Here is a 19,562-nt window from a genome sequence, read left to right on the forward strand (position 1 = left end):
TGCAGCCACGGGGTGCTTGTGTCGGCTGGGTGTTTTGAAGCGGAATCTTATACCAGGTCGTATTCGTTGAAAAAGGAGGAGGATTTGGCCTTCGGGTCATCGGTGCCCCATTGGATGGGTTTGGCGACTTTTTGGAGTTGGGGGATGTGCTTGGAGCAATGGATGTAGGCTTCCTCGATATTGATGACGACCCAGCGTTCGATAACCCGTGATTGTTCCTCGGGGGTGAGTTTGAGGGTGCTTGAGATCTGGGGGGGGAGCTCCTCGGGGCTGCAGCTTTGTGCTTCGCCATTGATGTGGAGTCCTACCGTGCTATCGAAGAAATCGACGAAGACCATGCCGATATGAGGATTTTCTAGGATGTTGCCCAGACTGGCATAAACGCCATTGCCGCGGAATTCTGGGTAGGCGAGAGTGCGTGAGTCTACCATGTGGACAAAGCCAGGCGGTCCAAATCGGGGCGAGCAATCGCAGTTTCCTTGGGCATCTGATGTGGCGATGAAGACCATTTCTTGGCGCTGAATCATCTCGCTCATTCGCTCTGTGAGTTGGTCATGGAGGTGGTGCTTGTAGAAATTCTGGGCGCGTTCCGAGGTGCCCATTTGTTCTTGGAGTTGGCGTTCTCCAGATGGGTGTTCAGCGTTCATGTGTCTAAATATCGGAGGCGATCGCTCGTCCAGCGTGGTGGCCGCTCGTCCAGGCATTTTGAAAGTTAAAGCCACCAGTGATGCCGTCGATATTGAGGACTTCACCGGCAAAGTAGAGGCCTTGGTGCAGCTTGCTTTGCATGGTTTTGAGGGCGACTTCTTTGAGGACGACTCCGCCAGCGGTGACGAATTCATCTTTGTTGATGCTCTTGCCTAGAACTTGGAAGGTGCAGCGATTGAGTAGCGTGCAGAGCTCTTGGCTGTGGTGTTTGCTGAGTTGGGCCCATGTTTGGTTCTCTGGGATGCCAGCGCAGCTGAGGAAGCGTGTCCAGAGACGTTTGGATATCGCGGGGAAGGGGGAGCGTGTGCTTAGCTGGCGTTTGCCCCATTCATTACGCAGGCGCTTGACCTGAGCGGCTGCGTCGAGCCCTGGTAGCCAGTTGACTTGGATGTCAAATTGGTAATCGCGCTCGGCGAGTTCGCGTGCTCCCCAGGCAGAGACGCGGAGGATGCCTGGACCGCTGAGGCCCCAGTGGGTGATGAGCAAAGGGCCGGAGGCCTGCAGCTTGGATTGATGGATGCTGACCTCGCCATTGGGGACCGAGATGCCTTGAAGCTCGTCGAGCAGTGCATGCTTGATATTGAATGTGAAGAGAGAGGGGACAGCTGGCTCGAGCTGGTGACCGAGCTGTGCGGGAAGTTTGGCGCTGGATCCAAGGCGGATGCCCCCGCTAGCGATGAGGACTGATCGCGTGCGTAAGCTGCCTTGTTTTTGGGTGTGCACGAGAAAGCGCGCTCCATCATCTTGCTCGGCGTCAAGTGGCTCTACCGCATCGACGCCATTTGAACATTGGATTTCAATACGCAGGCGCTGGGCTTCTCGCATCAAGCAATCGATGATGGTCTGTGAGTTGTCAGTGATAGGGAACATGCGTCCATCCGACTCCGTCTTGAGTTCGACTCCGCGCTCGGTAAACCAATCGACGGTGTCTTGGGCGCCCCACCGAGAGAGTGGGCCAATGAGTGATTTTTCGCCCCGTGGGTAGTACTTGCTGAGCTCCCGTGCCTCAAAGCAATGATGGGTCACATTGCAGCGGCCTCCGCCTGAGATCTTTACCTTCCCAAGTAGCTTGGCTGACTTTTCGAGAATGAGGACGCGGTCGCAGCCGTGTTCCGCTGCTGAGATTGAACCAAAAAATCCTGCTGCACCGCCACCGATGGTGATGAGTTCGTAGCTTGGGCTGTTGGTTTCGCTGTTCATATAATGTTGGGTTGGTGGTGGCTCAGTGCGTGTTCAGTTACTGAACGCGGTAGCCATGTCCAGCCCAATGTGCTGCTGTGTGTGCCCTTTTACAGCGGGTAGGGGCCATCTTGGTCTTGTCCTAGCCAGCCGAGCTTGCGGAATGCGCTAAGGCAATCCTGAAGCACTTCGGACTCACTTTCGGAGGACTCAATTGTGGCGCGAGTGGTGAGGCCGTTCATCGATTCGATAGCGATGACGGTTTCTTGGCCTTCTAGGTTGATCCAATCCCCCCATGATTGTTTGTCGTGCTTCGCTTTGAGCTTTTGCTTTTTCAGAGCAGCGACGACTTCGAGGATGGTCATCGGAAATTCTCCTTCGGGTAGCGTTACTTGTGTTTCCATAAAGAGAATTAGATAAATGGGTTGTTGGAGACTTCATTGCCTATCGAAGAGCAATCACCGTGGCCCGGGCAGAGCACGGTCTCAGAGGGTAAGGTGTAGAGCTTCTCACGAATGCCGTCGACGAGCTGCTGGTGTGAACCGCCAGGTAGATCGGTGCGGCCTATCGATTCTTGCATCAAGGTGTCGCCTGAGAAGACTGCTTTGAGCTCTGGAATGAAAAATGTTATAGAATCTGGTGAGTGCCCTGGGACGTGGCTGATTTTGATTTGAAGACCGTCAATTTCAATTTCACTAACATCTTCTAGCAGCTTATCAGCTTCGAATGGCTTGATGTTCACAGGAATGCCCCAGTTCTCACGTGCTTCTTTCTGGCGGATCAATACTTCTTGGTAGTTAGAATGCATGTAAACCTTGCAGCCCAGCTTCTGAAGAGCCTCAACATCTTCGGTGTGATCGAAGTGCTGGTGGGTGAGTAGAAGGTGGGTCGGCTTGAGTCCGCGTTGGCTGATCACTTCATTGATGCGCGCTGGCGCGTCGATGACGATGCAGCTGTCGCCGCGTTCGATCACGTAGCCATTGGTGAAGACGTGGCCACCCGTGTAGCTGTGGATTTGCATATCTTTGTACATAGAGATTCAGGCGCTGACTGCAACCATTAATGACGTAGAGCGCAGGATCTGGGTGACTTGGCAAAAATCGTAGAGTGCTTGATGATGTGGCGCTTAATGAAGGAAGTTAGCAAAATGATATGAATGTGATAAATGTGTTTGACGCAGAATCTTCTTTTTTTTTATGGTAAAAGGTTGCCAATTTATTTCTGAGTGGGCAAGGTGACTTCATGCATTCTGATGTAGCACCACTCGTTGAGGCAGGGAAGATTTCACAGGAAATTGGAGAGCGTTTATCACAATTGGCACCTGGGCAGTACTGCCTTCATAAAAGTTGGGGTGCTGGTAAGGTGCTTAGCTGGGATATTCGTGGTGGTAAAATCGAGATCAATTTCGAGAAAAATGAGGCTCAAGTGATGGGGTTGCAATTGGCAATTTCCAAAACTGAGCCACTAGCAGAAGATCATTTCCGCGCTCAAAAGGTGGATGCAATCGACGAACTCCGCGAGCTCGCGACAAAAGATCCAGTAGAGCTCGTGCGACGCACACTCAGCAGTAGTGGCGGCAGCTTGAAAATTGATCAGTTAGAGCGCGAGCTCATTGGTTCTATCGTTCCCGAAGCCAATTATAAGAAGTGGTGGGATAATGCGAAGAAGCAACTGCGCGAGAGTCGTGCAGCGATCGTGCCGACCAAGCGCACCGAGCCTCTCGTTCTTCGCGATGAGAGCATCACACCTGCCGAGTCCTTAATTCAGGACTTTGACAACGCACGCGATTTTAAGGCCAAGGCCAAGGCGCTTGAGGCGATCAATAAGGACTTCAAGTATTTCAAGGACAACGCGGAAGCTCAACAGGCAATCAATGCTAGCATCGATGAATTTGTGCGTAAGGGGATGAAGCTCCACCTCGGACAAGCGCTCGATTTGTTAGTCGGACGTGATGAGCTTATCAGCGCCTCTGAAGTGATGGAGTTAGATGCATCAGCCCTTCGTCTATCAGATGTTATTGCGAATGAAGGCGAGCGTATCGGCCAGGAGCTGAGCTCCCTAGCAGCAGCACGCCAGCGTCTTGTTTTTGAAGCGTATCCGGCAGCCTTTGGAGATGCCTGGGTTGATGAACTTCTTGCTATTTTTGATGTGGTTGGACCACGTGGTTTGGCTGAGATTGCAAAGCTACTCATCGAGAATGAGAAGAGCACGGAGCTCTTTTCATTCCTACGTTCCCACATCCTTGGCAGAACCCTCGGTGCGGATGCATTGCTCTGGGTTTGCCGTGAGCGCAGTAAGTTAGCCTCAGAGGTGTTTGATGTTGAGGTGGGAAATGCCGTGCTCAGTTTGCTTGAGCGTGACATGATGGATGACGGCCCGCGCAAGAGCAGTCGCCTTCAGTCCTATGTGATGGAGGATCGTGAGCTCATCGTCGATCTTCTCGAAGAAGCTGAAGACAATGAAGTGCGTAACTTCGCACGCAAGCTTCACCAGAGCCAGATTTTCGCAGAACTCGATCGTAAGTCTTTGATGGCCCGTGTGATCAAGATCTCCCCAATGACCCAAGAATTGGTAAATGGCGACGCTGCAGAGAAGGAAGATGACGGAGTGATTTCCTCATGGGATAGTATTGCGCGTCGTAAGTCTGATCTTGAAGACCTCACTTCCAACCAGATTCCTCAGAACCGCGAAGATATCAAGATTGCTCGTTCATACGGAGACCTTCGCGAGAATGCTGAGTACCACATGGCGAAAGACCAGCAGAAGGTGTTGATGCGACGCAAGAGCGAGATGGAAGCATCACTCTCGAGCGTGCAAGGCACAGATTTTTCAAACGTAGACACCTCCATTGTGAACATTGGTACGCGCGTGAGCTTCAAGGGATCTGAGGGTGAAGAGATTGTCTACACTGTTCTGGGTGCATGGGATTCCGACACAGACAACAACGTGATCTCCTATCTCTCTGAGCTTGGCGAAAGCATGCTCGGATTGAAGATCGGTGATTCGGTAGACATCCAGCGTAAGTCAGCCACGGTCACCGCGATCGAGGCATACAACGCATAGAAGAAAATAATTTAGAGGGAAGGCATAGAGTGTCTAACTCGAACACATACTGCTGCTAGAGGCGGCGGTCAGCATCTGCTAGAGCCTCCAAGGCTCGGCAAAACTACAAACTTAAGAATACATTATATATGGAATTCACAGCAATTGAAGACATCCGCGGACGCGAAATTATCGACTCCCGCGGCAATCCTACTGTAGAAGTAGACGTAACCTTGGCAGACGGTTCGTTTGGTCGTGCAGCAGTACCAAGTGGAGCTTCCACTGGTGAGCACGAAGCATGCGAACTACGTGATGGCGATAAGTCCCGTTACCTCGGTAAGGGCGTTGCCAACGCAGTCGCAAACGTGAACGAGAAGATCGCTCCTGAGTTGATCGGTCTCGACGCAACAGACCAAGCACTCATTGACCGTGCGATGCTTGAGCTCGACGGTACAAAGAACAAGACAAACCTCGGTGCGAACGCAATTCTTGGTGTGTCACTTGCCGTAGCTCACGCAGCTGCAGCTTCTTGTGATCTACCACTTTTCAAGTACCTCGGTGGTCCTAACGCCAAGGTGCTTCCGGTGCCGATGATGAACATCGTTAACGGTGGTTCTCATTCCGACGCTCCTATTGCATTCCAGGAGTTCATGGTTCGCCCTGTGGGCGCTCCTAGCTTCAAGGAAGCTATCCGCATGGGTGCTGAAATCTTCCACGCGCTCAAGAAGGTGCTTCACGATCGCGGTCTCTCCACAGCTGTGGGTGATGAGGGTGGTTTTGCTCCAACATTTGATGGAACTTACGACGCTCTGGACACTGTTTCTAAGGCTGTTGAGAACGCAGGCTATAAGCTTGGTGAAGAAGTCACATTCGCTCTCGACTGTGCTGCATCTGAGTTTTTTGAAAATGGCGTGTATGACTACTCCAAGTTCGAAGGTGATGGCGGTCAGAAGCTTTCATCTGAAGAGCAAGCAGCATTCCTAGCTGAGCTTTGTGAGAAGTACCCAATCGACTCCATCGAAGATGGCTGTGACGAAAATGACTGGGATGGCTGGAAGGCTCTTACTGACAAAGTGGGAGACAAGGTTCAGCTTGTGGGTGATGATCTTTTTGTCACCAACGTAGAGTTCCTTCAGAAGGGGATCGACCTCGGCGTTGCAAATTCGATTCTCATCAAGGTGAATCAAATCGGCACACTCACTGAGACATTCGACGCGATCGAGCTCGGTAAAGTGAATGGATACAACTCCGTGATCTCACACCGCTCTGGCGAAACAGAAGATAACACCATTGCGGACATCGCAGTGGCTACCAATGCAGGTCAGATTAAGACTGGTTCAATGAGCCGCTCTGACAGAATTGCAAAGTACAACCAACTCCTTCGTATCGAAGAAAAGTTAGGTGTTAATGCAATCTATGCTGGTACTCTCTAATTTCTTCTGCTAGGAGAGTTTAGAACATTTGTATCCCTCATGGCCAAATGTTTGGTCATGAGGGATTTATGTTTTAGGTGTTAGACCTGAATATCTAACCCAATCCCCGAACGATTCATGGCGAAGAAAGACGCACAGTGCATTGACGCTAAACGACTGGCAGCAGACAGTCGCATGCGTTCGCGTACTCGATTTCTTCGCAATTGTAATGTCTTGGCGATTTACGCTGTGTCATTATTGATCGCTGGTGTGGTGTTGGCCAAGTGCCTTCCAGAGTACAACAAGTTGCTCGACCAAAAAGACCAGCTTTCGGGTATCCAGTCACATGAGCAATTGGTACAGGAGCAAGCAGATCAGCAATTGCGTGAGTACCGAGCACTGGAGCAGGACTCAAGCTTCTTAGAGATCTACGGACGCGATCGACTCGACTACTACAAAGAAGGCGAGCGTGTGTTCCGCTTCTCCCGCGAGGAAAGCCTCTAAGCGAGGATGAGGATGTTTGAGAATTGGACTATGGGCTTGCCGTCATGATACCCAGCTCATGATTGTAGGGTGTGACGGCTCAGCTTAGAGCACATGAAGCATGCCATTCACAGGTTCATTGCATTGGCATGTCGCGGAATGATTGGATGAATTTGCTGAAGTAATCGTGACCAGCTTCTAGGTCGGCGATCTTGATGAATTCATCTTTGGTATGGGCTTGATTGATTGAGCCCGGGCCTAAGCAGATTGAGGGGATGCCAGCATTGGCGAGATGGGCGGCATCGGAGAACCAAGGAGCTCCGACGAGTTGGGTCGCTGGATTAGCTTGAATGAGTTGCTGGATGAACGGGTCTTGTGTGCGCGTTTCCATTGGAGGGTTTTGGTGCGCTTGGGTGACTTCAAGCGGGAGTTGGCGCTCAGCGATGAACTGTTGAAGGATCTTTGCTGCGCCACCTGCTTCGTGAAGTGAGGGAGTCAGGCGGATGTCGATTTCAGCCTCGGCGTGGTCAGGCACGATATTGGGGCGAGTGCCACCTTGGATGGTACCGATGTTGATCGATGAGGGGCCTAACACTGGGTGATCGTAGCCGGCAAGTTCTTTGCGGAGGTCTGTGTGTAGGGTTTGCAGAGCAGCTGCTAGGGTCATGATGGCGTTTGAACCGCGTTCTGGTTGTGAGGCATGGGCAGCTTGGCCTTTGGCTGCCACGGTGGCCCAGAGGCAGCCTTTGGTGGTGTAGACGATATCCAATGAGGTGGGTTCGCCTGCGATGCCGAAGACATATTCGTGAGCATGCCATTCAGCAAAGTGTTTGGAGCCATGTTGTGCTGATTCTTCTGCCATGAAGGCAACGAAGTCGATAGCGACTGGGAGCTCAGCAAGTAGCTCTTTATGTTCGATCAGTGCGGTGAGCATCGCGGCCATAGGGCCTTTGGTGTCGGAGGCACCGCGTCCAATAATTGTGTCGCAGCGCAGGTCACCGCAGAAGGGATCGAAATCCATTCCCGTGACACCTACGGTGTCGAGATGTGGTCCTAGAAAGATTCGAGGGCGATCATCGGAACCTGGGCAGCGAGCGATGAGGTTCGGGCGCTCTGGCATCACTTCCTCTTGTTGGACTGTGAAGCCGTGAGTGTTGAGGAGGTCTTCGAGGAAATCAGCGATTGCTTGTTCTCCTACTTGATCGGTACCGGGGTCGTTGTCGGGGTTGACGCTGGGGATGCGGATCAATTGTTGGAGGAGCTCTACCGTGTTCATACAACGCAGTCATAAACAGAAATTCTACTTGAGGGAAGGATTAGTTAGAAGTGAGTAACCCTAACGTAATGTCTTCATTTGATCAGAAGAAAATTCACGCTTTTAAGGTTTACCTAACGATCCGCTATGGCAGTCTCGTAAGAATGAAATCTGGCAACATGATGGATGAGGCTAACAAGTCACAGAAGCAGGGGTTCCCCTACATGCGTGCTTCTTTCTTTGTGATCGTTGTATTCGCTGCGGTGGTGTCGTTTACCACGGTACCAGAGCGCTTGAAAGATTGTGTTAAGGAAATCATCCTGGCCAAGCGTGAGGCTGAGCGTATGGCTTCTGTAGAGCCTGAACTTGAGATTGAAGTGATCGAAGTGGTGGAAGAGGAGACGCGTGAGCCAGAAGTTGAAGAAGTGGTCGAAGCGGCTCCAGTTCATGCGGTGGAGGAAAACCCAGCCCCTGTAGCTGAAGCGCCAAACCCTGAACAATCTGAGGAGTATGAGCCGGGCTTTGAGCCCAAGGTCTTCACTCCGAAGCCTGAAGTTGACGAGACGCGTGGTGACATGGTGCGCTTGTCCAAGGGATTTCATTTCAAGTACGAACTAGAGACTGAAGCTGGTGGTTTGGCTTCAGAGATTCGTAATCATAAGGATAGTTACGTTGCGGAGTACAAGATGAAGATGCAGCTGCCCAAGGCGTCGACGACGCTCGATGATCTTGAGTCGGTGAACCCGGAGCTGGGGAGCATGTTGCCTGGGCTTGAGGCGAGCCTGGAAGGTGCCGAAATCTCGAAGTTTTTTGAACAGATCTATGAGAATAAATTAAAGCGTGTGGAGCGCGATGTGCTGAAGCTCAATGTTCTGATCACTAAGCATAACTTTTTTGACTGTGAGACGATCCTCAACCTAAAGCACCCTGAGAGTGGTCGTAAATTTCTTTTAGTGCAGGGGGATATGGATGTGGTGTCTGATGGGTCTGATGGCGACCGCCTAGCCTTGATGCCTCGCAAGATTGTCGAGTCCACACATTACCAGCCTTTCACAAGCTACGGTTGGAAAAAGCAAAGTAAGACACCCAATCCGATGGTCAAGGGCTGGGAGAAGCGCATCGGCAATGCCAAACGCGAATTGGCCGATCCAAAGACTACGGACTACCGCAAGCAATGGCTGAAGGATCGTATGAAGATGCTTCGGCGCGGGATCGACGACATGAAAGCACGCAGCTTCCTCATCGCTGAGTACGACCCTTTCATCGTGATGCCGGTCAATGTCATCACTGATCGCAGCGACCCCTACGCAGCACGGGTGGGAGATTATGCTGTGGTGATTGTGGGCGACACAATATACCCTGCGATTGTAGGTGATGGTGGGCCGACCTACAAAGTGGGGGAAGCCTCATTACGCATGGCCAAAGAGATTAATGAAAAGGCGAATCCGTACCGTCGTCCGGTTTCGGACCTCACTGTGAGCTACATCGTTTTCAGTCATTCAAGAGAGAAGGTGCCGGCTCCGCCAAACTATGCGAAATGGCGTGAGAAATGTGCACAACTTCTGGGAGAGATCGGCGGCCTTGGTGATGGCTACACCTTGCACGAATGGAAGGACCTCTTGAAGAAGGAAGAGCCGAAGCCGGTACCTGCTCCGACGGCACCCGCAGAGGCAAATCCTGAGACTCCCACTCCTGCTGAAGAGAACCCTGAGGCGCCAGCGGCTGAGTCCTCACCATCTTCAAGTATTCCCACTGAGCCCTCAGCTACTCCAAGCACGCCGCAGCCTAACGCGGCTGAGTAGAGTTGGATCTTCGAGTGGCCACGCACTCTGAGAATTGACTCTCAGCCATTTCGCGCTATGTCCTGAGCAGCGCCATGTCAGACATTTCTATCCATAGCCGCTTCGACGGACCTTCGCAGCACGGATCCTTTCGCCACCATTTGTGGCAGCGCCACCGTGGCTGGGTCATCGCGCGTTCATTGATGTGTGTGACTGCTGTCGGCGTGGGCGCTTTTTTGATCGAACCGGGCACCGAGGGTGGCGTGATTGGTAGCGTGCTGGTGGTGGCTGGTACGCTGGGCTTCATGCGACCGATGATCTGGCAAATGTGGCAGGAACGTATGCTACGAAAGCACCCGGCCTTTGACACCAGCATAGACTACACCTTCACCGCTCAGGGGATGCAAATGCGCGGAGAGGCTGGGGATGTCGATGTCTCATGGGCTGACCTCCATTCTGTGGTGCCCACAAAGAAGGGGCTACTCATCTACCAAGATGCAAAGCAATACATGTGGATTCCGGTGGCAGACATTACGCCTGAACAAATGGAGCAGGTTGCAGCGATGAAGAAGCGCTGAGCGAGCTTGCTGGTGTGCGTTGGTGCTTCGGCTATTTGTCCCCGTTGGCAGAGGTGGTTTCCTCTTCTTCAGGGATGGTGATACCCATCGACTTGGCGCGCTGAGCCCAGAGGTTCCGTGCGAGAACTTGCATGTCCTCGTTGCTATCGGCTTCATCTACGATCTCCATGCCTAATAAGGTTTCTACAACGTCTTCCATGGTGATCACGCCTTCCATTCCACCGAACTCATCGACTGCGAGCATGAGGTGCTGTTTTTCACGCGTCATGAGTTTGAGGACATTGTAGAGCGACTCTTTGTTGGTGGTCGCTTTGATTGGCCGAGCAAAGTCGAGGAGTGTCTTCCCTTCGTCTTCACCCTTAAGTTGGGCTGACATGAGGTCGCTTTTCAGGACGAAACCGGTGATGTGGTCTCGGTCTTTACCGAAGATGGGAATACGTGAGAACGGACGCTTCATGCACTCTGGGAGGAATTCGCCAAGTGGTGTGGTTTCACGCGCTGCGTAGACTACGGTACGCGGTGTCATGATGTCGCGCACCTGGGTGGACTTGAAGAGAAGAAGGTTCTTGAGGATGGTGCTTTCATCATTTTCTAGGCCACCAGATTGGCTAGCAACATCGGCCATTGCCGCTAGTTCGTCGCGGCTCACGGCGTCACCACCACTGTGTCCGCCAATCAAGCGGGTGATGAATTTGAGCGCAGGGAGTGGCCACGGTGGAAGGTAGGTGAGGACCCAGATCATGAAGCGCAGAGTGGAGGTGGTAGGTCCTGAGAGGGCGCGCCAGAATTTGGCACCCAAGGTCTTGGGGATGATCTCAGAGAGAACCAATACCAGCAAGGTCAGTACGGAGGCAAAGATCGCTTCTCCGGTGTCATTATAGAGGACCTTCCACTGCGCACCGGCTCCAGCGGCACCCATGGTGTGAGCGATGGTGTTGAGCGTGAGGATGGCGGAAAGCGGGGCGTCCACATTCTCTTTCATGTGGGCGAGATGTACGGCGTACTTTTTGCCTAAGTTGAGTTCGGATTGAATGAATCCTGGAGTCACTGAGAGCAATACCGCCTCAAGCACCGAGCAGAGAAAGGACACGCCAAGTGCCAGAACAACATAAAAAATGAGTAGTTCCATAGTGACTTAGATCAGTAAATCTCGACTGCGGCGGTGTGAGGAAAGCGGGAAAGGGGCTGTCTGAGATCGGTATGAGAGGCGGGGCTCTGGCTAGTGGCGGTGTCTATTGGCACGATGGTTTGAATAAGTTCTTCTAATCTAGCACGCCTATTAGCTCAGGCAAGTAGGAAGTTTGCCCCTATTTGAGGTCTTCCGAGCACCGAATCACTGGTATCACATAGCAATGGTGGGGCTAGATTGTTGGCTAGCATTATCTTTTGTGCATTGAGTTTGCGCTGCAGTGAGTCCGCTACTACATTTTGAATCTCAGACATCTCGCCATTGGTGGCTAAACTCATGAATAAGATAGAGAAATTAGAAAAGGTCCGGGTGATTGGCTTCGATGCTGATGACACGCTATGGGTCAATGAGACTTACTTTCGTGAGGCGGAAGAGAAGTTTGCCAGCTTGCTCTCAGACTATGAGGTGCACGAGCGTGTGGGCCGCGAGTTGTTTCGCGTGGAAATCGACAACCTCGGCCGCTACGGCTACGGGGTGAAAGGCTTTGTCTTGTCGATGATCGAGTGTGCATTGGATCTTTCTAACCACCAAGTACCACAGAAGGTGATCAGCGAGATCATGGACATGGGTAAGGAGATGCTAGAGCATCCGATCGAGCTGCTGCCGCATGTCGAGGAGGTGATGGCGAAGCTGCAGCAGCGCTACCGCCTCATCGTCGTGACTAAGGGCGACCTGCTCGATCAAGAGCGTAAGCTCCAGCGCTCAGGCATTGCCCATTATTTCCACCACGTGGAGATTCTGCACGACAAGCAGGAAGAGAATTACCGGAAGCTGCTACACCAACAAGATATTGCCCCTCAGGAGTTTCTGATGGTGGGGAATTCGCTCAAATCGGATGTCCTGCCCGTTGTCGGGATTGGAGCCCAAGCTGTGCACATTCCCTACCACACTACCTGGGCGCACGAAGAACCAGATCCGCATGCGCATGATAGCACGAGTTACCTGAGCTTGGCTTCGATTGCAGAGCTGCCGGGGCATGTGTTGAGGCCCAATTGATGGGGAGGGAATGAGAGCTGATAGCACGCGCTATTTCTGGCCACTCTGCGAGGGTGGCGAGGAAGCTTAGCTGCTAGTCTGGTGTCTTATTCTCCTGATGGAATTCGCAGACTGCTTCGGCGAATTGGACGCCGGATTCTTCTTTCAGGCTCCAGGCTTTTCGAACGCCCTCGGCTTCGAGGAGTTCAGCTTGTTCGGGGTAGTCGGTGACGGCATAGCGTGTGAGTCCAAGGTGGTTGCTCTGGCGGATGACGCAGAGGTTGGTTTCGATGTCGTGAATGGCGATGAGGATGACGCGTACGTGAGCGAGCGAGATACGAATCCAGAATTCCTCATTGGTGGCGTCGGCAAGGATGACGTTACGGTTGTTGGCGCAGTGCTCTTCGACGACTTCGGGGCTGGCATCGACTCCGATCACTGCTTTGCCGAAGCGGTGTTCGAGTGTTTCATAGGCGCTTTTCCCGATACTAGCCATTCCGACGATCATGATCTGAGCGTCACCCGTATTGATTTTGGCATCTTCTGGCAGTGGGTCCTCAGACTGGAACCGGTGGAGTTTCTCTTTGTATTTGGCGTAGTAGCTGCGTGAGCGTTTGCTCAGGGGGACGGCAATGATGAAAGTGAGGGTGAGCGCGAGTGCGATGATGATCAGCCAATCTGCGTGGAGCCAGCCTTTACGGTAGGCGATGGCACCGACGATGAGCCCAAATTCACTGTAGTTGGCCAGTGAGAGCGAGGTCATCAATGAGGTGCGAGCGCGTAACCTAAATTTGCTGAGAAAGAAGAAGTAGAGGAAGACTTTGATGCTGAGTAGCATGGTGAGAGCAAGAGCCACGCCGACACTGTGTAGGGTGATGGCACCAGTCATGCCAATGCTGAGGAAGAATCCAACAAGCAGGAGGTCTTTGAAGCTAGAAAGTTTTTTGTAAATGCTGTGTGCGTGAGGGTGGGAGGCAACGAGGGCTCCGGCGATCAGGGCGCCGAGGTCTCCTTTGAGGTCGAGAAATTTGAAAAGGGCTGCGAAGCCAAAGGCGAGGGTGAGGCCGAGCATGGTCATAAGCTCCCCCTTGCCGGTGCTGCTAATCAGGCGCATTAGGAAAGGGCGTAACGGTATCAGGAGTAGTAAGGCGAGTGACCAAGGTGATGGTGTTAGTCCGGAGCTAAATGCGAGGAAAATGATGGCGAAAATATCTTGGATGATGAGGATGCCAATCGAGACAACGCCATGGCGAGCGTGGAGCTCACCTTGTTCTTCAAGGTGTTTGACCGCGAATACTGTACTGGAGAAACTCAGGGCAAAGCCGATCATTAAGGCGGTGCTAGGAGCTAGATCAAAGAGCTGCATCTGGGTAAGACTGAAGATCAGTACCAAGACGGAAAAGAAGACGGTTGTACTCAGCATGTGGAGAGACGCGGTCCCCCAGATCGAAGGCTTCAATAAGGCTCGGATGTTGAGCTTAAGTCCGATCGTGAAGAGCAGGAGTGTGACTCCTAAATCGCCAATCATCGCCAACTGGCTGCTATTGCCATGGCCGAGTGCGTGGATTAAAAAGCCACCAGTGAGGTAGCCAATCATCGGAGGTAAACCAACCCGAACCGCAATGAGGCCAAAGATGAGTGCTGGGCCAATCCAGATGAAATCGTTCATGAGTGTGGGTGAGGAATTGGTGGCGCGGAGAGAAAGGAAAGATTCCTAGTCGCCAGTGAGGACGGTATTCTAACGGCATGACTCGGTTCTGTACAGAGCGGAGAGATGCGGGTATGCAGGGTGGGTCTATGGATCCCCTCGAAGAACAAGCTCAAGCCGTGGTGATTGGCTCGAGTGTGGCTGGCCTTTTGGCTGCAGCCGCTCTCGCTGATCGCTATGAGCAGGTATTTGTGGTAGAGCCGATGATTGCACAGCCGCTGCCTCAGGCGCATCACGTGCATGGTTTATTGAGTTCTGGCTGGGAGGCAATGCAGCAATTGCTTCCAGGCCTCAAGCACCGTCTGATCAATGAGCGCGTGTGTTGGGTCCACTATGGGAAGGAATTTAGATGGAAACATTTTGGGCGTGATAAAGTTGGCTTTGAGGATGAGATGGTAGGGCCTTTCTGTAGCCGCCAGATTCTCCAACATGCGATTCGAACGGAGGTGCTGAGTCTTCCCAATGTCGTGGTCATTAGTGGTCGAGTGGATGCTTTGCTTGGTTCTAGCAGAAAGCTTACAGGTGTGCAGCTAAGTGATGGGGCTGAGATTACTGGCGAATTGGTGGTGGATGCCTCAGGTCGGCAGGCGATTGGCGCTCTGTGCCTGAAGAATCAGGGATTTGCAGACATTCCTGAGACGCACTACCCCGTAAATTTGAAGTACAGTTCATTGCGTGTGCAAGCTGGTCCACAGATCCACCATGCGGCTTGGAAGTCCTTATTTGTGATTCCAGAAGCGCCGAAAACCGAATCCGGTGCCATTTTCCCACTGGAAGATGGCTCATTTCTGATCACTCTATCAGGTCGCGGAGATGACCGCATGCCGAAGACGGTTGAGGAATGGTACAGCTTTGCAGATCGTGTCGGTGATGCTGAATTTAGCGCCTGTGTGGCGGAGTGTCAGCCTCTTGATGAGATGAATCACTATCGCTTTACCGAGGCGCTATGGCGTCAGTATCACAAGGGCAAGGTGCCGAAAAACTTTTATGCAATCGGCGATGCCTTGTGTAGTTTGAACCCTCTATTTGGACAGGGAATGACGCTCTGTGCGCTTGGAGCCTTGGCTCTGCGTGACACGGTGCAGCGTAGTGGCGATGGCGCATCACGCGGCTATTTTGAGCTGGTTTCGCGTGCCGTTGGGCAGGCGTGGAATATGACCAAGCTTGAGGACATGCGCTATCCTCAATGGGAGGAGCAATGCAGCCCCTTAAGTAAAAAACTACAGAACTACACTCGCGATGTTTACGCAGTATCGAGTCAATGCCCCAGAACGAATTTTCGTCTCTACCAAGTGATTCATTTACAAAAGTCGGTGAGTGCTCTTTTTGCTCCATGGCTGATTCGCAAGGTGCTTCAATACAGAAACTTGCCCTCGAGTACAGCATGAGGTGCTAATCTGTTAAGTAGGTTTGAGTGTTGCATTGCCAAGTCACTGATTTGGTGTATGAAATTATGGCGTTAGGTTAGAACTAACTGCATTTATTATGAGCACAACATCATCAAAAAAAATCCTACCGGCTTTCATTCTTTGTTTTCTATTTGGCGTCTTTGGCGTGCATCGTTTTTATGTCGGTAAAGTGGGTACTGGGGTGATCCAGATTCTTACAGCTGGCGGTTTTGGTATTTGGACAGTGATTGACTTGATTCTGATCGTGATTGGCAAATTCACCGACAAGGAAGGTAATGCTATTACGGAATGGACATAGTCCTGAATGCCTCTCTCACAACAGCGATATTGTTGGTGTGATGTGAGCACAAAAAAGCCTAGAGTTAGATTCTAACTCTAGGCTTTTTGTTTGATAAGTATGCTCGATTATTGAGCGGAATTTTCGAGGATGCCGAAGAAGCTATCAGCTTCTAGAGCAGCACCGCCGACGAGTGCTCCATCGATGTCTTGCTGGCCAAGTAGTTCACCAGCATTGCCTGGCTTTACGGAGCCGCCGTACTGGATCTGCACTGCGTCCGCGGTTTCTTGGTTGTAGAGCTCAGCGATGACGGAGCGGACAAACTGCTGTGTGTCCTGTGCTTGTTCAGCTGTGGCGGTCACACCAGTACCGATTGCCCATACTGGCTCGTAGGCGATGACGATGTTTTCAAGTGAATCAATGTCCTTGAGGCCATCAGTGATCTGAGTGCGGAGAACGGACTCGAGCTTGCCGCCTTCGCGTTCTTCGAGAGTTTCACCAATACAGAAGATTGGCTTGAGGCCTTGGGCCAGGATGGCTTTGTTCTTGGCGTTGATGGTGGCATCAGACTCGCCGTAGATGGAACGGCGTTCGGAGTGGCCAGTGATGATGTACTGAGCGCCTACTTCCTTAAGCATGGCTGCGCTGACCTCGCCAGTGAAGGCACCGGATTCTTGCTCAGAACAGTTTTGTGCAGCAACTGCAATGCGGCTATTGCCTGCGAGCTGAGCGACTACTGATGGGATGGTGACGAATGGAGCCGCGATAACGATTTCTGCGGAACCTGCGAATGCTTCTACCTTGGGTACGAAGGCGTCGAGGAATGCTGTTGCGTCTGCTGGGCCTTTGTTGAGCTTCCAGTTTGCGGCTACGATAAGATTGCGTGACATAGTGTTTGGTTGTTAGTTAATAGTTGTTGGGGTAAATGATGATGCTGGTATCGATTCGATGATCGTGCGTGTGGACTACTGATCTGATAGTGCCGCCACACCTGGGAGAGTCTTCCCTTCGAGTAGTTCGAGTGAGGCTCCTCCTCCGGTTGAGAGGAAGTCAAAGTCGGATGGGTTGGCAAACTTGTTTGCTGCTGTTACGGAGTCACCGCCACCGACGATGGTGAGTGCGTCTGACTTGGCCACGGCAGCTGTCAGAGCTTTGGTGCCTATGGCGAAGTTGTCCATTTCGAACACTCCCATTGGGCCGTTCCAGAGAATGGTGCCTGCGCGAGCGACAACAGCTTCAAATTCAGGAATCGCAGCGTCTCCGATGTCGATGCCTTCCCAGCCGTCATCGATGCCACCGCCTTCAGCGTAGGGTTGGGTGACTTTAGTTTGAGCGCTTGGGCTAAATTCTTGAGTGATGCGTGTGTCGGTAGGAAGGTGGAATTTGATACCTTTTGTTTCGGCATCTTTGAGGATTTCTTTTGCAAGTTCTACAAAGTCTGGCTCAACGAGCGAGTCACCTACTTGATAGCCTTGAGCGAGACGGAAGGTGTATGCCATGGCACCGCCGATGATGAACTCATCTGCCTTGTCCATCATGGCTTTAATTACCTGAATCTTATCGGATACTTTCGCTCCGCCCATGATCGCAAGGAATGGTTTGGCCGGGCTCTCTAGCTTGCCCTCAAGGAACTCGAGTTCTTTTTCGATCAGGAAGCCCATCGCGGATTGCTCGACGAACTTTGAGACACCCTCGGTGGATGCATGTGCGCGGTGTGCTGTACCAAAGGCGTCATTTACGAAAATGCTAGCTTCACCTGCTAGTTGCTTTGAGAGCTCTGGGCTGTTTTTGGTTTCTCCTTCTTCGAAGCGTGTGTTCTCAAGGAGTACAACCTTTCCAGCGGAAAGTGCGGCACGCTTGGCTGTGGCGTCTTCGCCTACTGTGTCGCAGGCGAATGCGACTTCTTGGCCGAGTAGCTCAGCGAGGCGCTTGGCGACTGGTTCGAGGCTTTCTCTCTTCTTGGCTGGGCGTCCTTTGTGCGAGCAAAGCACGAGCTTGGCACCGCCTTCTAGGAGATACTGGATTGTTGGCAGGGCACCTACGATGCGCGTGTCGTCAGTGATGTTGTTGTCGTCGTCGTATGGCACATTGAAGTCTGCACGCATGAGGACTTCTTTGTCCTGCACATCGATGTCGCGAATGGTAAGTTTAGGCATAGTAGATGGAATTGTGTTAGGAATTGGTATGGTATAAGCGGGAGAGGGTGGCCGCTGCCGCGACCATGTTGGGAGAAAACAAAACAGGGGAGGCTTCTTGGAGCCTCCCCTGTGTGATAGTTAGAGCATCTTGTTTAAGATGAAAATTGTTGGGCTCTGGTAGGAGCAATTGCTAGAGGTGTGAACCTCAGAAAGGCTTAGAGGCCTTGTGCAAGCATTGCGAGACCTTCAGCAGCACGGTTGGAGTAACCCCATTCGTTGTCGTACCATGAAGCAACCTTCACCATGTTGCCTTCAACAATCATGGTGCAGCCAGCATCAAAGATTGAGCTGTGTGGGTTAGAAACGATGTCCTGAAGAACGAGTGGGTCTTCGGAGTATTCGAGAACACCCACCATGGCACCTTCAGCAGCTTCTTTGAATGCTGCGTTTACTTCTTCTACTGTTACTTCCTGCTTGAGTTCGGCGACGAAGTCAGTGAGTGAGCCAGTCGGTGTCGGAACGCGGTAGGAGTTACCAGTAAGCTTACCTTGAAGCTCAGGAATCACGAGACCGATTGCCTTGGCAGCGCCAGTGGATGATGGAATGATGTTTACGGCAGCTGCACGCGCACGACGGAGATCCTTGTGCGGAAGGTCAAGGATGCTCTGATCGTTTGTGTAGGAGTGAATGGTAGCCATCACACCGCGTACCACGCCCCACTTGTCGTTGAGCACCTTAACGAGTGGTGCAAGACAGTTGGTGGTGCATGATGCGTTAGAAACGATGTGGTGCTTGGATGCATCGTATTCGCCATCGTTGATGCCGATACACATGGTGAGGTCTGGACCAGCTGCTGGAGCTGAGATGAGAACCTTTTTAGCGCCAGCTGTGAGGTGCTTTTGTCCGCCTTCTTGTGAGGCAAAGAAACCTGTGGATTCAAGAACGACGTCTACGCCGAGCTCTTTCCATGGAAGTAGTTCTGGGTCACGCTGTGCAGTCGCCTTGATCTTATGACCATCGACAATGAGGTGCTCATCGTCGTAGGAGATCTCTTGACTGAGCTTGCCTTGTGATGAATCGTATTTGAGAAGGTGAGCGAGTGTCTTGTTGTCGGTGAGGTCGTTGATCGCAACGACCTTTTCGAGTTCACCCTTCTCGATGAGAGCGCGAAGTACGTTACGTCCGATGCGGCCGAAGCCGTTGATTGCGTAATTTGCCATAATAGTTTTGAAGTAGATGTCTGGTAGCAGCTCCATTTGCAGTACTGATTACCAGCCGCATTGAGTGCGGATCGGGACTATAGTAGGCATCAAAACTTCGTCAATACCGAGTTTGTGTAATCTTAGTAGCCAGTGCTTATTGGCGATATTTACATAATCTCATAAAGGTGAGACTACTCATTGTGATCATGAATTGAATTGATCTGGA

The 19,562-nt window shown here is 51.9% G+C and carries 18 protein-coding genes; 8 read left to right on the plus strand and 10 right to left on the minus strand.

Annotated features, from left to right (window positions below):
• Nucleotides 1–47: 47 nt before the first annotated feature.
• From F454_RS0102790 to F454_RS0102805, 4 genes are all read right to left on the minus strand, one after another.
• Entirely contained in the window at nucleotides 48–647 is a 600-nt protein-coding gene (locus tag F454_RS0102790) for a pyridoxamine 5'-phosphate oxidase family protein (RefSeq protein WP_018969097.1), read from the minus strand.
• 4 nt (nucleotides 648–651) lie between these two features.
• The gene (locus F454_RS0102795) at nucleotides 652–1,908 is read right to left on the minus strand and encodes a BaiN/RdsA family NAD(P)/FAD-dependent oxidoreductase (protein ID WP_018969098.1); all 1,257 of its coding nucleotides are present in this window, start codon (nucleotides 1,906–1,908) and stop codon (nucleotides 652–654) included.
• Nucleotides 1,909–1,997: 89 nt separating this feature from the next.
• The gene (locus tag F454_RS0102800; protein ID WP_018969099.1) at nucleotides 1,998–2,291 is read right to left on the minus strand and encodes a hypothetical protein; all 294 of its coding nucleotides are present in this window, start codon (nucleotides 2,289–2,291) and stop codon (nucleotides 1,998–2,000) included.
• A gap of 8 nt (nucleotides 2,292–2,299) precedes the next feature.
• Nucleotides 2,300–2,908 carry an MBL fold metallo-hydrolase gene (locus F454_RS0102805; protein WP_026292660.1) on the minus strand — a complete coding sequence of 203 codons (609 nt, stop codon included), beginning with the start codon at nucleotides 2,906–2,908 and terminating at the stop codon, nucleotides 2,300–2,302.
• Between the two features lie 221 nt (nucleotides 2,909–3,129).
• Between F454_RS0102805 and F454_RS0102810 the strand changes: the two genes are divergently transcribed.
• The 3 genes from F454_RS0102810 (at nucleotide 3,130) to F454_RS0102820 (ending at nucleotide 6,845) form a co-directional block, all read left to right on the plus strand.
• Nucleotides 3,130–4,950: a GreA/GreB family elongation factor gene (locus F454_RS0102810; RefSeq protein ID WP_018969101.1), complete on the plus strand. Its 1,821-nt coding sequence runs from the start codon at nucleotides 3,130–3,132 to the stop codon at nucleotides 4,948–4,950.
• 128 nt (nucleotides 4,951–5,078) lie between these two features.
• Nucleotides 5,079–6,362 carry a phosphopyruvate hydratase gene (eno, locus tag F454_RS0102815; RefSeq protein ID WP_018969102.1) on the plus strand — a complete coding sequence of 428 codons (1,284 nt, stop codon included), beginning with the start codon at nucleotides 5,079–5,081 and terminating at the stop codon, nucleotides 6,360–6,362.
• 117 nt (nucleotides 6,363–6,479) lie between these two features.
• Nucleotides 6,480–6,845 carry a septum formation initiator family protein gene (locus F454_RS0102820; protein ID WP_018969103.1) on the plus strand — a complete coding sequence of 122 codons (366 nt, stop codon included), beginning with the start codon at nucleotides 6,480–6,482 and terminating at the stop codon, nucleotides 6,843–6,845.
• A 115-nt stretch (nucleotides 6,846–6,960) separates the two neighbouring features.
• On the opposite strand, the gene F454_RS0102825 is transcribed toward F454_RS0102820, so the two are convergent.
• Complete coding sequence (locus tag F454_RS0102825) at nucleotides 6,961–8,100, minus strand: M20 family metallopeptidase (RefSeq protein WP_018969104.1); 1,140 nt, start codon at nucleotides 8,098–8,100, stop codon at nucleotides 6,961–6,963.
• Between the two features lie 68 nt (nucleotides 8,101–8,168).
• Here F454_RS0102825 and F454_RS0102830 point away from each other — a divergent pair, with 68 nt between their 5' ends.
• Both F454_RS0102830 and F454_RS0102835 read left to right on the plus strand, forming a co-directional pair.
• Nucleotides 8,169–9,881 (plus strand): glycoside hydrolase family 75 protein, encoded by a 1,713-nt coding sequence (locus F454_RS0102830; RefSeq protein ID WP_018969105.1) that lies wholly within the window; start codon nucleotides 8,169–8,171, stop codon nucleotides 9,879–9,881.
• Between the two features lie 74 nt (nucleotides 9,882–9,955).
• A complete protein-coding gene (locus F454_RS0102835) occupies nucleotides 9,956–10,438 on the plus strand; it encodes a YcxB family protein (RefSeq protein WP_018969106.1) in 483 nt (160 codons plus the stop codon).
• 31 nt (nucleotides 10,439–10,469) lie between these two features.
• Here the strand turns inward: F454_RS0102835 and F454_RS0102840 are convergent, their stop codons facing one another.
• On the minus strand, nucleotides 10,470–11,567 hold the full coding sequence (locus F454_RS0102840; protein WP_018969107.1) for a CNNM domain-containing protein: 1,098 nt from the start codon (nucleotides 11,565–11,567) through the stop codon (nucleotides 10,470–10,472).
• Between the two features lie 336 nt (nucleotides 11,568–11,903).
• Between F454_RS0102840 and F454_RS0102845 the strand changes: the two genes are divergently transcribed.
• Complete coding sequence (locus tag F454_RS0102845) at nucleotides 11,904–12,623, plus strand: HAD family hydrolase (RefSeq protein WP_018969109.1); 720 nt, start codon at nucleotides 11,904–11,906, stop codon at nucleotides 12,621–12,623.
• 73 nt (nucleotides 12,624–12,696) lie between these two features.
• Here F454_RS0102845 and F454_RS0102850 read toward each other — a convergent pair whose 3' ends face one another.
• Nucleotides 12,697–14,271 carry a cation:proton antiporter family protein gene (locus tag F454_RS0102850; RefSeq protein ID WP_018969110.1) on the minus strand — a complete coding sequence of 525 codons (1,575 nt, stop codon included), beginning with the start codon at nucleotides 14,269–14,271 and terminating at the stop codon, nucleotides 12,697–12,699.
• A gap of 128 nt (nucleotides 14,272–14,399) precedes the next feature.
• On the opposite strand from F454_RS0102850, the gene F454_RS0102855 reads away from it, so the two are divergent.
• Together F454_RS0102855 and F454_RS0102860 are read left to right on the plus strand one after the other, a co-directional pair.
• Entirely contained in the window at nucleotides 14,400–15,698 is a 1,299-nt protein-coding gene (locus F454_RS0102855; protein WP_018969111.1) for an FAD-dependent oxidoreductase, read from the plus strand.
• 97 nt (nucleotides 15,699–15,795) lie between these two features.
• Nucleotides 15,796–16,017 (plus strand): TM2 domain-containing protein, encoded by a 222-nt coding sequence (locus tag F454_RS0102860; protein WP_018969112.1) that lies wholly within the window; start codon nucleotides 15,796–15,798, stop codon nucleotides 16,015–16,017.
• A 107-nt stretch (nucleotides 16,018–16,124) separates the two neighbouring features.
• Here the strand turns inward: F454_RS0102860 and tpiA are convergent, their stop codons facing one another.
• From tpiA to gap, 3 genes are all read right to left on the minus strand, one after another.
• On the minus strand, nucleotides 16,125–16,886 hold the full coding sequence (tpiA, locus tag F454_RS16480) for a triose-phosphate isomerase (protein ID WP_018969113.1): 762 nt from the start codon (nucleotides 16,884–16,886) through the stop codon (nucleotides 16,125–16,127).
• Nucleotides 16,887–16,961: 75 nt separating this feature from the next.
• A complete protein-coding gene (locus tag F454_RS16485; RefSeq protein ID WP_018969114.1) occupies nucleotides 16,962–18,152 on the minus strand; it encodes a phosphoglycerate kinase in 1,191 nt (396 codons plus the stop codon).
• Between the two features lie 197 nt (nucleotides 18,153–18,349).
• Nucleotides 18,350–19,357 carry a type I glyceraldehyde-3-phosphate dehydrogenase gene (gene gap / locus F454_RS0102875; RefSeq protein WP_425481059.1) on the minus strand — a complete coding sequence of 336 codons (1,008 nt, stop codon included), beginning with the start codon at nucleotides 19,355–19,357 and terminating at the stop codon, nucleotides 18,350–18,352.
• Nucleotides 19,358–19,562 lie beyond the last annotated feature (205 nt).

This window comes from Rubritalea marina DSM 17716 (genome assembly GCF_000378105.1).
GTDB lineage: Bacteria > Verrucomicrobiota > Verrucomicrobiia > Verrucomicrobiales > Akkermansiaceae > Rubritalea > Rubritalea marina.